The following is an 11,913-nucleotide window of genomic DNA, read 5'->3' on the forward strand; positions in this document are numbered from 1 at the left end:
TCAGAGTGCACCTAGTGCGTTCCCATGGAACCGGCGGCCAACTGCACGGGCTGCCAGCAAGGGCGGGTGAATGACAGAGATCCGGTGGCTTGAAGCTTTCGTGGCGGTTGCCGAAGAGCTGCACTTTGGCCGGGCAGCACTCCGCCTGCATACCTCGCAGTCCCCTTTGAGCCAGACCATCCGGAAGCTTGAGAACGACCTGGGCACGCGCCTCTTCGAGCGGAATACCAGAAGCGTGGCGCTGACCCCGGCTGGCCATGCCCTCCTTCCGCGGGCCTACCGCGTGCTCCAGGACATGCGCCTGGCGCGTGAAGCCGCCCTGGCCGAAGTGGAGGGCGTCCGCGGAAAGATCCTGATTGGGTTTTCGGGGGCCGTGAACCATTTGACGCTTCCGCCGCTGACGCGCGCCGTGCGCCGGCGCTACCCCGATATCGAACTGGACCTTACCAGCAGGGTGCGCACCCGGGACGGTCTGGCAAGCGTTGCCAATGGCACCCTTGACCTGGCGTTCGTCGGACTTTCCGACTCGCCGGTGCCATCGGTGGTGACCCGCCTTGTTGCCCGTGAAGAGATCGGGGCAGTGCTTCCCCTGGATCATCCGTTGGCGCGCGAGAAGTCCATACCGGTGCAAAGCCTGGCGGGTGACGACTTCATTTCGCCGCCCACGGACGGCTCCTCCTCCATGACGGAGGTGATGCTGGCATCCTGCATGGCGGCGGGATTCCGGCCGCGCATCGTCCAGGAGCTGTCGGACCCTTACATGGTGCTGACGTTCGTGGCCGCCGGCGTGGGGGTAACCCTGATGAGCAGCGGAATCTCGGGCATCATCCCCTCCGGGGCGACTTACGTGCCGCTGGACGGCCCGCACCACTACATGAACCATGCCATCGCCTGGTCCACGGAAAACGATTCGGCCGTGCTGAAAGCCGTGCTCGACGTCGCCGGAGAGGTCTTCCCGCCCGTCCCCACCTGACGGGAATATAGTGCGATCGCAGCATAGTGCTAGACCAACTTAGTCGTGGACTTACTAAGTGGCCGGGACCACACTGGATGAAGAAGCCGCCCGATGCGGCGCCCGGTTGAAGCGCAGGCCCTGCCTGCACAACCGTTCCAGTCCACGAAGGGAAGACCATGTCAGTGTCGACATCGGTGCCAGCACGCCCAAAGAACAATGCCAGGATCGCGGCCGTCTCGGGATTCGTCGGCAGCGCGCTTGAGTACTACGACTTTTTCATTTTCGGTTCGGCCGCAGCCCTCATCTTCGGAAAGCTCTTTTTCGCGCCCGGCCCGTCCGCCATGCTGTTGTCCTTCGCCACAGTGGGCGTGGCGTACGTAGCCCGCCCGCTTGGCGCCGTGATCTGCGGACACCTGGGCGACAAGTTTGGCCGCAAGAAGGTACTCCTGCTCACCCTGCTGCTGATGGGAACCTCCACCTTCCTGATCGGCTGCCTGCCCACGTACAACCAGATCGGCATGGCTGCGCCGATCCTCATCGTGGCGCTGAGGCTCCTCCAGGGGCTCTCCGCAGGCGGCGAATCGCCGGGTTCGAGCTCCTTGACCCTCGAGCACGCCCCCGACAGGAAACGGGCCTTCTACACCAGCTGGACAATGAGCGGGATCATGTTCGGCATCGTGCTCTCCACCCTGGTCTTCATCCCCGTGGCCTCCATGCCCGAAGAACAGCTTCTGGCCTGGGGCTGGCGCATCCCCTTCCTTGCCAGCGCCGTGGTCACCGTCATCGCCTTCGTGCTCCGCAGGCTCCTCGAAGAGCCAGCGGTGTTCCAGGAAGTCCAGGCCCACGATGAAGTGGTCAAAGTGCCGCTGGTTACGCTGTTCCGCCACCACTGGGTGACTGTCCTCCGCGTCACCGCCATGTCTCTCTTCACCATCATCAACACCATCATCAACGTCTTCGCCCTCAGCTACGCAACCTCCGTCGTCGGCGTGGAAAAGGGCCTGATGCTGACCGTGATCGCGGTGGCCAACCTGGCCGCAGTAGCCATGGGCCCCCTGGCAGGAATCCTTGCCGACCGCATCGGGCGCAAGCCGGTCTTCCTGTCCGGACTGGTGCTGCAGATGGGCATGATCTTCGTGTTCTTCGCGGCGTTGACAACGGCGAACGTACCCCTGATCTTCCTCACCGGAATCGTCCTGATCGGCCTTGCCTACACGGCAACCAACGCCATCTACCCCGCATACTTCCCGGAGCAGTTCCCGGTGAAGGTCCGCTACTCCGGAATGGCCGTCAGCCTGATGTTCGGCCTGCTCCTGGCCGGCTTCGCCCCGGTGATTTCCGAGCTGCTGATCGGCGGCGACAAGGCAAACTGGGGTCCAGTCGCCATCTTCGCCGCAGCGGCCTGCGCCGTCTCGGCCATCGCTGCGCTTACGGCACCCGAGACAGCCAGGACTCCAACAGCGCTGCTGGGGCTGAAGAAGGCCGGCTCCCGGCTCCACGCCCCCTCGGCCCCGGCAGCAGACAAGGTAGCAGCAGACAAGGTACAGGCCTGAAATGCTGCAAACCCTTGCAGGTCCGCAGTTGCTCCAGCCGCGTAAGCCCGATGTCCACCACCGATTCGTCGTGGGGCTGCTCGGCGCCGGCATCGCCGGTTCCCTCACCCCCGGCCTGCATGAAGCGGAAGCGGACAGGCTGGGCCTGGCCTACACCTACCGCATCATCGACCTGGAAGCCCTGGGCGGGCACTCCGGAAGGTCCGCAGAACTGGTCAGGAGCGCAGCGGAACTCGGATACGACGGGCTCAACGTCACGCACCCGAGCAAGCAAATGGTGCAGGAAGGGCTGGACGAGCTCTCGCCCGATGCCCGCGTTCTGGGCGCGGTCAACACCATTATCTTCCATGGCGGGAGGGCCGTCGGCCACAATACCGACCACACCGGCTTCATCGGCGGCCTTCGCGCCGGGCTCCCGTCGGCGCACCTCAACTCCGTCGTGCAGGTCGGTGCCGGTGGAGCCGGGGCGGCCGTGGCCTACGCCCTCCTCGACGCCGGCGCCGGCCACCTGGTCATAGCGGACATCGAACCGGCCAGGGCAGAAAGCCTTGCCGCCCGGCTGGCCCCCCACTTTCCCCACAGCGAGGTGGTGGCTGCCCGCACCGATTCCATCGCCGGAAACATCCGCACCGCCGACGGCCTGGTTAACACAACGCCCATCGGCATGACCGGCCATCCCGGGATCCCGGTGGATCCCAGCCTGCTGCACCCGGGGCTTTGGGTGGCGGACGTCATCTACCGGCCGCTCGAGACCGCGCTGATCATGGCCGCGCGGGAGAAGGGGTGCGCGGTCCTGGATGGCGGACGGATGGTGGTGGGGCAGGCCGCCGCGGCATTCGAACTTTTCACGCGCATCCCCGCGGACCCGGACCACATGCTGGCCACCTTCCGCCGGGCAGCATCCGCATCCCACTCCGAACAGAAAGATGGCATTCGTCGATGACCACCCCCTCACCCGTCACCGCCCGCCCGCTGCGCGTTGGAATCGCAGGATGCGGAGCGATCTCGCACAACCACCTGGCTGCATTCCGTTCCCTCGATGGCCTCGAGATCGTTGGCGTATGCGACGTCGACCCCGGCCGTGCCCAGGCCACGGCGCGGGAGTGGGGGATTCCCCATGCCCTCAGCACCGTGGATGCACTCCTGGCACTGGACCTGGACATCGTTTCCGTCTGCACCCCGCACCCCACCCACGAGGAGGTGGTGCTGCAGGCGGCCGCAGCGGGAGTGCACGTGCTCTGCGAGAAGCCGATCGCCGTCGAGCTGGCGTCCGCCGAGCGCATGGTGCAAGCCTGCGACCAGGCGGGAGTGAAGCTGGGCGTCCTCTTCCAGCGGCGGTTCTGGCCGGCAGCCCAGCGCATCCGCGCCGCCATTGACGACGGGACCGTTGGCCGTCCCATCCTGGGGCAGTGCTCGGTGATGCTGCACCGCGACCCGGAGTACTACTCCCGGGACGCCTGGCGCGGAACCTGGGCGAACGACGGCGGCGGGGTCCTGATGACGCAGGCCATCCACTACATCGACCTGCTGCAGTGGTTCATGGGGGATGTGGCCGAGGTATACGGCAGGATCAACACGTACAAACACGGCGACCACATCGAAGTGGAGGATTCGGCGACGGCCGTCATCACCTTCACCTCGGGCGCCATGGCCACGCTTGAAGCGTCGACGGCGGTGTCCCCAAGTCTCGGGGCACAGGTCCGGATCACAGGGGAGACAGGTGCCTCCGCGTCATTGACCGAATTCCCCGAAGGCAGCGACGGACGCGTGGACCTGTGGGCCGTAGCGGGCAGGGTCCGCACCGAACCGGCCCACCCCGAGGGCGCTGAACCCAATGTCCCCCTGGCCGCCATCAACGGCCAGCTCATCCCGCACCACACCGCCCAGGTCCGCGACTTCGTCCGGGCCCTCCGCGAAGGCGGTGAACCGGCCATCACCGGCCGGGATGCCACCAAGGCGCTGCGGATCCTGCTGGCGGTCTACGAATCGTCCCGGACAGGCAGCCCCGTCCGCTTCGCCCCGCTGCCCGGCACAACACGCCCCCTCACGCAGGTTGCGGGCTAAGGAAAAGCAATGGAACAGAACACGCGCTACGCCGCCGCCCCCCTGACCCTGGGGCGCAACGGCCGCACTCCCAAGACCCTCCGCAACCGGCTTGCCTCCGCCCCGATGGAACGGAACTACGGCACCACTGACGGGCGCATCACCGAGCAGTACATCGACTACCTCGTGACCCGAGCCAAAGCCGGCCTGGGCATGGTCACCACCGAAGCTACCTACGTCCGTGCCGACGGCAAGGGCCGCACCCACCAGTTGGGCCTGCACAGTGACAGCATGATCCCGGGCCTGCGGAAACTCACGGACGCGCTGCACAAGGAAGGCGCCCTGGCCGCCGTCGAACTCAACCATGGTGGCCGCACCGCGCAGGCCGCCGTGTCGGGGTTCAAGAATGTGGCGCCGTCGCCCGTGCCGTGCGAGGTGGCAGGCGGCGAAGTCCCGCATGAGCTCACCAGCGAGGAGTGCGATGGGCTTGTCGAAGCCTACGCGCAGGCTGCCCGGCGCGCGGTGCTGGCCGGCTTCGACGTCATCAACCTCCACGGCGCCCACGGCTACCTGATCCACCAGTTCATGTCACCGGTCTCCAACCACCGGAAGGACCGGTTCGGCGCCCCCGAGTATTTCATGAACAGGGTCATCGACGCGGTCCGGGCTGCGGTTCCGGACACCATCGTGGGAATGCGGGTTTCCGTGCTGGAAGGCCCCGCCAACGGTATCTCCGCCGAAGAGCAGGTGGCCATCATGGCCAAGGCCCACCTGGACAAGCTCGACTTCCTGGACATCTCGGCCGGCAGCTACGAAGCGGGCGAGTGGATCGTCCAGTCCGGTGAATGGAAGCCCGGCGTCCTCGCCGGCTACGCCAAGGCCTACCGCCAGTTCGGCATCCCGCTGGGGATGGCCGGCCGCCTCAACTCGCCGGACATCATCGAAGAAGTCCTCGCCGCAGGGACGTGCGATTTTGTCAGCCTTGCCCGGGCCGTCCACGCGGATCCGGCCTTCGTGGGCGGTGTCCTCCACGGTGGGCGCTACCGTCCCTGCATCGCCTGCAACGTCTGCATCGACAACCTGGGCCTCGGCCAAGTGACCTGCACCGTCAACCCTGCGGTGGGCCGCTCCCGCATCCCCGTCCCGACCCCGGCCGTCCGCGAGGGGACCCGCGTGGCGGTTGTGGGCGCCGGCCCCGCCGGCCTGACCGCCGCCCGGGAGCTCGCCGAAGCAGGGGCGAAAGTGACCGTGTTCGACGACGGCGTGCGGCCGGGCGGCCAGTTCGCCCTGGCGGAGCGGATGAAGTCCACCCCCGACTTCCACCGCTTCATGGAATGGTCCGCGGCAGAAAACGCCCGGCTGGGCATCGACCTTGAGCTTGGATCGCGCGTGGATACCGCCCGCCTGGATGCCTTCGTCCGCGAGACTGCGGCAGACGCCGTCGTACTCGCTACCGGTGGTCTCCGACCCGCCGCCGGCTTCCCGGCGGTAGGCTCAGCGGACGTCCTGGACATCCGGGACTGGCTGGCCGGCCACCCGGAAGTGCTCGCCGAACCGATGGAGGGCGCCGTCATGCCGGAGGCCGTGACAATCTGGGGCGCTGATTCCGTTGCCATGAGCGTCGCCGATACCTTGGCCGACAGGGGAACAGCGGTCCTGTTGCTCGGGCCGCAGGAGGCCATCGCTCCGGAATCCGGCCGCAGGGCCAAGATCCTGGCCGTTCCCCGGCTCCAGGCCAACCCCCGGGTCCGTATCCGGCTGGACTCCGTCATCGAGGAGTACGACGGAACACGGGTCCGGGTGTCCGGGCCGGACTGCCCGCCGGCCGGAGAATGGCTGGACGCCCCGGGACCGATCCTGGTCTCGCGCTCCGTGGTTCCGCTTGACGGCTCCATCGCGGCAGGGGCACGCGACGCGGAACTGAGCCTTCTGGCCGGAGTGCCGGTGACCCTGGCCGGAACTGTCGTGGACCAAGCACCCGCGATCGCATCCAACGCGGTCAAGAGCGGCTACGACGCAGCCCAACGGATCGCGGTCCTGCTGTCCCCTGACTCTCTTGGCACTACGAAACCCAGTTTGGACGGAGCACTCCAATGACGCACAACCCGCCCCGGCCCATCGGCCTGGCCCAGCTCTCACTGCTGAACACGGCCCCGCCGGCCCTCGTGGGCATCGCCGCCCAGGCCGGGTTCGATTTCGTCGGTGTGCGGGTCCGCCCCGTGACACCCACGGAACGGCCCTTTGACGTGCAGCCGGGATCGCCGATGCTGAAAGAGACCCTGGCGCGCATGCAGGACACCGGCGTGACCGTACGGGACATCGAATTCCTGCTGCTGGACGGCAGCGACCAGCGGGACGACTGGCTGCGGATGATGGAAGCCGGCCAGGCACTGGGCGCCAGCTCCATCACTGTTGCGGGAGGGGATCCCGACAGCGGCAGGCTGCTCAACACGCTGTGGTCAATGACCGAGGACGGCCGCGATTTCGGCATCATCCCCACCCTGGAAGCCATCTCGTACCAGCCGGTCGCGTCCATTGCCCAGTCAGCGGATCTCGCCGGCAGGGCCGGCTGCAACATCGTGGTGGACACCCTGCATTTCAACCGCTTCGTCGCCGCAGGGGGCGCCGGGCAGTGGGATGCGCTGCGCGCCCACGCAGCCCTGGTGCCGTTGCTTCAACTGTGTGACGGACCGAGGGAACGGCCGGCCAGCCGTGACGCCCTCATCACCGAATCCCGGGCGGAGCGGGAGATTCCCGGCGAGGGGGAATTCGGGCTCGCGGAGGTGGTGGCCGCCCTTCCGGACGGCCTTCCGGTAAGTGCGGAGGCGCCCTCGGACCGGCGCGCAGCTGAACTGGGCGAGCTCGGCTGGGCACGGCGGCTCAAGGCCGGTGTGGATGCTGTGCTCGCGAGGGCCGACGCCTTGCGGGACGCAAAGATGCCCACCAGGACGGGTGTGCAATGAGCACCACCGTCGCCGGCGGAACGGCCACCGAGTTGGTGCCGGGTGTGAAGATCCCGCTCATCGGCCTGGGGACCTGGCCCATGATGGGGGAGGATGCCGCCGCCGCGGTGGCCCAGGCCATCACCACCGGCTACCGGCACATCGACACCGCCGAAAACTACGCCAACGAGGCGGCAGTGGGAGAAGGCATCCGCCGCAGCGGAATCGACCGAGGCGAACTGTTCCTCACCAGCAAGTTCAACGCCCGCTGGCACAGCCGGCCCGGCGTCCGGGAAGCTTTCGTGGAGGCAACCCGGCGGCTCGGCACGGAATACCTTGACCTGTTCCTGGTTCACTGGCCCAACCCCGCCCAGGGACGGTTCGTGGAAGCGTGCGAGGGACTCCAGCAGCTGATGGATGCCGGGTGCATCCGTGCGTGGGGCGTCTCCAACTTCAAGCCCGCCCACCTGCAGCGCGTCCAGGCCGCAGGGCTGCGGATCCCCCTGAACCAGATACAGGTGGACCCCGAACACGGCCAACCGGCACAGCTTCGCTGGCACGCCGGGCAGGGGATCCTGACCGCTGCCTACAGCCCGCTGGGCCGCAACGGCAGCTTCCTCGGCAACCCCGCCATCAGCGGCCCGGCCAGGGAGCTTGGAAAAACGCCGGCCCAGATCGTCCTGCGGTGGCATGTCCAGCACGGCCGCGTCGCCATCCCCAAGTCGGCACACCAGGAACGCCAGCGCGAAAACCTGGACGTCTTCAGTTTCACCTTGACCCAACCGCAGCTCGCTGCCATAGACGCACTCGAAACCGGTGCACCACCGCGTCTCGACCCAGACACCTACTTCCACTAAGAAAGCTTTGGCATGATGTCCCCTTCACAAACTCCCGCCCGCTTCTCGGACCTGGACTGCGACGTCCTGGTGATTGGTTCCGGAGCGGGCGGCCTGTCCGCCGCCGTGACAGCCGCCTACCACGGACTGAAAGTTGTTGTCGTCGAGAAAGCCGCCGTCTGCGGCGGCGCCACCTCCTGGTCCGGCGGCTGGGCCTGGACGCCCGGAAACCCGCTTGCCAAAGCCGCAGGCATCAACGAAGACCGCGACCTTTTCCGGACGTACCTCCGCCACCGGCTCGGCCGGCACTACCGGGAAGACCGGGTGGACGCGTTCCTCGAAGCAGCGCCCCACATGGTGGGTTTCTTCCACAACAAGACGAGCCTGCAGTTCGTGCCCGGAGCCAAGATCAAGGACATTTACGGCGACACCCCGGGCGCCGGCACCGGACACCGTTCCGTGGGTCCGAAGCCGATCAACGCACGCCGCATCAGGCCTGCGCTCCGGGCGAAGATGCGCCACCAGCTCTATGAAACCTCATTCCTTGGCATGGGCATTATGGCGGGACCGGACCTGACCAAGTTCCTGTCCGCCTCCCAGGGGGACATCCGGGGGATCTTCCACGCCGGCTGGCGGGTGGGGCTCCACCTCCTGGACCTCCTTGCCCACCGCCGCAACATGCAGCTGGTCAACGGCACCGCACTGACGGGCCGGCTGCTCAAATCGGCAGACGACCTGGGCGTGGATATCCTCGTCTCCACCCCGGCCCGGCACCTGCTGGCCGATAGTTCCGGGAAGGTGACGGGCGCCGTCGTAAGCTCCCCGCAAGGCGAACTCCGCATCACCGCTTCCCGCGGCGTCGTCCTGGCCACGGGGGGCTTTCCCCATGACATCGCACGCCGCAAAGCACTCTTTCCCAAGACCCCAACCGGCCGGGAGCACTGGACCCTGGCGCCCAGGGAAACCACGGGGGACGGCATTACCATGGCCCAGCAGGTGGGTGCCCGCTTCGAGACCGAGCTGGCATCCCCGGCCGCGTGGTGCCCGGTTTCGCTGGTCCCGTACCGGAACGGACGCACCGGCACTTTCCCGCACATCATGGACCGGGCCAAGCCGGGCAGCATCGGAGTGCGGCGCGACGGCAAGCGCTTCGTCAACGAAGCCAACGGCTACTACGACTACGTGGAAGGCCTGCTGGCTGCCACCCCCGAGGGTGAAGCCGCGGAAGCATGGCAGATCGCCGACGCCGAATTCCTGCGCAAGTACCCGCTGGGGATGGCCAAGCCGTTGCCGGTGCCACTCTTCCCGTACCTGCGCAGCGGATACCTGAAGAAAGGCAACACGATCGAAGATCTCGCTGCCGCCTGTGGCATCGACCCCGAAGGCCTGGCCAAGACCATTGCGGACTTCAACGAGAACGCACGCAGGGGCGTGGACCCCGACTTCAACCGCGGCGCCACCGAGTTCAACAAATACGGCGGTGACCCCAGGAACACCGCCAACCCCTCACTGCGTCCCCTGGAAAAGGGCCCGTTCTACGCTGTGAAAATCGTTCCGGGATCCTTCGGCACCTTTGCGGGACTCGCGGCGGACGCGCGGGCGCGCGTCCTGGATACTTCGGGACGTCCCATCCAGGGCCTCTACGTGGCCGGCAATGACCAGGCCTCCGTCATGGGCGGGCACTACCCGGCCGGCGGAATCAACCTCGGGCCTGCGCTGACGTTTGGCTACATCGCCGGACGTGACCTTGCCCGTGCCACCCATTACGAGGACGACGGCGCGCCCGCGGCAGAACAGGTGCCGGCTTCCTCCACCTCCTCGGGCGGGCCTGCTCAGCAGGCGCCATGACCTGAGGTTTTCGGCGGCACGTCCCGGCACCCCATGCAAGAATGGCGCCATGACCCACGAGAAGCCTGAGTCCGCCGCGCCGGAGTTGGACCGTGCCGACGTTCCCGCATTCGAAGCCGCCTACCGGGCCGCTCAGCAGAGCGAGGCCGAAGGCGGCATTCCCATCGGCGCCGCGCTTGCCCGGGACGGCGTTGTGATTGCGAGCGGGCACAACGAACGCGTTCAGAACTGCGACCCGATCGCACATGGGGAGATGTCCGCGCTCCGGGCAGCCGGACGGCAGAAGAGCTACCGGGACACCACGCTTTACACGACGCTCGCCCCGTGTGCCATGTGCGCCGGAACCATCATCCAGTTCAAGATTCCCCGCGTGGTGGTGGGGGAGGCGCGCACGTTCGACGGCGAGCTGGACCTGTTGCGGTCACGCGGGGTTGACGTCGTAGTGGTGGATGACCAGCGTTGCGTGGACATGATGCGCTCATTCCAGGCAGACAGTCCCGGCCTGTGGGCTGAGGACATCGCCGAGGAATTCCCGGTCCTGCCTTGCACGGGGCTTAGCGCCTAGGGGTGGACGGGTGTGGCCGCTTCTTTTCCGAGCACCGTGGTCCAGGGGCTGGCCGTCCATGCGGTGACGACGCCGTTGATGACGTAGGGATCGGCGGCTGCGAAAGCTTTGGCGGCCTCCAACGGGTTGTCACCAGTGAAGATCAGCAGTCCTTTGAAGGGTCCTTCGCCGGCGGCTCCACCCAGCAGGAGCTCGCCGCGTTCGACTGCATCCCACCCCGCCCGGAGGTGGTCTGCGCGGTATTGCCCGCGGGTTTCAAGGTAGTTGTCCTCGTAGGTGTATTCGAGCACGGCGTGCATGGGTGACTCCATATCTTTCAGGGGTTTCGTACGTTGTAGAAATAGCCTACCCAGCAGAATCAGCCGGAAACCGCAGCCACCTCAACCTGTACGCCCGCGTCGCGGAACTTCTGCACCTGGGCGGGGTCGGCGCCGTCGTCCGTCACCAGGGTCCAGGGCAAGGCCAGCCGTGCCCAGGCGTGGAAGGGCCGCAGCCTCAGTCCTCCGCCGGGCCATGGCCCCGCAGTAGGTCCGGACCAGCCGTCGTCCTCCGTAAGCGTCGGCGTTCCGCCATTCGTCCCCCCGGTTCTGTTCGCCGAATAGCCCGAGGGCTCGATGTCCAGGGAATCCTGTCGGCCGGGCTCCGGCCGCCGCCCCAGGTTCGGCCCAAGTTTTGCCCACGTTCCGCGTTCCACGAACGCCAGGGCGTAGGCGGGCCCAAGAATCTATTTTGTGCACCGCTATTCTGTATTGCTATCTACTGGTACTCGTGCCTACTATGTACCAGTAGTCAGTAATACCGAATACCCGGGAGGATCGCCATGGGAAAGCAAATGACCGAGATGCTCAAGGGCACGCTCGAGGGCGTCGTCCTCGCGATCCTGGCGGTGCGGCCGGCATACGGCTACGAGATCACGGCCACACTGCGCGACCAGGGTTTCTCCGACATCGTGGAGGGGACGGTTTACGCGCTGCTGGTCAGAATTGAACAGCGCGGCCTGGTCGACGTCGAGAAGGTCCCGTCGGAGAAAGGTCCGCCGCGGAAGGTGTACTCGCTGAACGCGCTCGGCGGCGAATACCTGGAGGAGTTCTGGAGGACGTGGAATTTCCTCGCGGAACGGATCGAACAGCTCCATCACAACATCGAAAACCCGCAGGAAGAAGGAGCCTGA

The 11,913-nt window shown here is 66.8% G+C and carries 11 protein-coding genes and 1 pseudogene; 10 read left to right on the forward strand and 2 right to left on the reverse strand.

The annotated features are described in order from the left end of the window. The first annotated feature begins 70 nt into the window (after window positions 1–70). The 9 genes from K4G53_RS03635 to K4G53_RS03675 all read left to right on the forward strand — a co-directional run bounded on the left by K4G53_RS03635 (window position 71) and on the right by K4G53_RS03675 (window position 10,742). A complete protein-coding gene (locus tag K4G53_RS03635) occupies window positions 71–973 on the forward strand; it encodes a LysR substrate-binding domain-containing protein (RefSeq protein ID WP_221384147.1) in 903 nt (300 codons plus the stop codon). Window positions 974–1,131: 158 nt separating this feature from the next. Continuing rightward, the gene (locus tag K4G53_RS03640) at window positions 1,132–2,508 is read left to right on the forward strand and encodes an MFS transporter (RefSeq protein WP_221384148.1); all 1,377 of its coding nucleotides are present in this window, start codon (window positions 1,132–1,134) and stop codon (window positions 2,506–2,508) included. Window positions 2,509–2,512: 4 nt separating this feature from the next. Then, the gene (locus tag K4G53_RS03645) at window positions 2,513–3,451 is read left to right on the forward strand and encodes a shikimate dehydrogenase (RefSeq protein WP_374226144.1); all 939 of its coding nucleotides are present in this window, start codon (window positions 2,513–2,515) and stop codon (window positions 3,449–3,451) included. Further along, window positions 3,448–4,572 carry a Gfo/Idh/MocA family protein gene (locus tag K4G53_RS03650; protein WP_221384150.1) on the forward strand — a complete coding sequence of 375 codons (1,125 nt, stop codon included), beginning with the start codon at window positions 3,448–3,450 and terminating at the stop codon, window positions 4,570–4,572. Before K4G53_RS03645 ends, K4G53_RS03650 begins: the two co-directional genes overlap by 4 nt. Window positions 4,573–4,581: 9 nt before the next feature. Next, window positions 4,582–6,648, forward strand: a complete 2,067-nt coding sequence (locus K4G53_RS03655; protein ID WP_221384151.1) for an FAD-dependent oxidoreductase — start codon at window positions 4,582–4,584, stop codon at window positions 6,646–6,648. Beyond that, window positions 6,645–7,514 carry a sugar phosphate isomerase/epimerase gene (locus K4G53_RS03660; protein ID WP_221384152.1) on the forward strand — a complete coding sequence of 290 codons (870 nt, stop codon included), beginning with the start codon at window positions 6,645–6,647 and terminating at the stop codon, window positions 7,512–7,514. Before K4G53_RS03655 ends, K4G53_RS03660 begins: the two co-directional genes overlap by 4 nt. After that, window positions 7,511–8,350 (forward strand): aldo/keto reductase, encoded by an 840-nt coding sequence (locus K4G53_RS03665; RefSeq protein ID WP_221384153.1) that lies wholly within the window; start codon window positions 7,511–7,513, stop codon window positions 8,348–8,350. Before K4G53_RS03660 ends, K4G53_RS03665 begins: the two co-directional genes overlap by 4 nt. A gap of 15 nt (window positions 8,351–8,365) precedes the next feature. After that, window positions 8,366–10,177, forward strand: a complete 1,812-nt coding sequence (locus K4G53_RS03670; protein WP_260323179.1) for an FAD-dependent oxidoreductase — start codon at window positions 8,366–8,368, stop codon at window positions 10,175–10,177. A 49-nt stretch (window positions 10,178–10,226) separates the two neighbouring features. Next, on the forward strand, window positions 10,227–10,742 hold the full coding sequence (locus K4G53_RS03675; RefSeq protein ID WP_221384155.1) for a nucleoside deaminase: 516 nt from the start codon (window positions 10,227–10,229) through the stop codon (window positions 10,740–10,742). On the opposite strand, the gene K4G53_RS03680 is transcribed toward K4G53_RS03675, so the two are convergent. After that, on the reverse strand, window positions 10,739–11,041 hold the full coding sequence (locus tag K4G53_RS03680; protein ID WP_221384156.1) for a YciI-like protein: 303 nt from the start codon (window positions 11,039–11,041) through the stop codon (window positions 10,739–10,741). The genes K4G53_RS03675 and K4G53_RS03680 overlap by 4 nt on opposite strands. A gap of 59 nt (window positions 11,042–11,100) precedes the next feature. Next, window positions 11,101–11,241: pseudogene (locus tag K4G53_RS03685) on the reverse strand (DeoR/GlpR transcriptional regulator); the annotation flags it as partial. Between the two features lie 321 nt (window positions 11,242–11,562). On the opposite strand from K4G53_RS03685, the gene K4G53_RS03690 reads away from it, so the two are divergent. Next, window positions 11,563–11,913, forward strand: coding sequence for a PadR family transcriptional regulator (locus K4G53_RS03690; RefSeq protein ID WP_221384157.1), 351 nt, complete (start codon window positions 11,563–11,565; stop codon window positions 11,911–11,913).

The organism is Arthrobacter sp. MAHUQ-56 (assembly GCF_019710585.1).
Classification (GTDB): Bacteria; Actinomycetota; Actinomycetes; order Actinomycetales; family Micrococcaceae; genus Arthrobacter.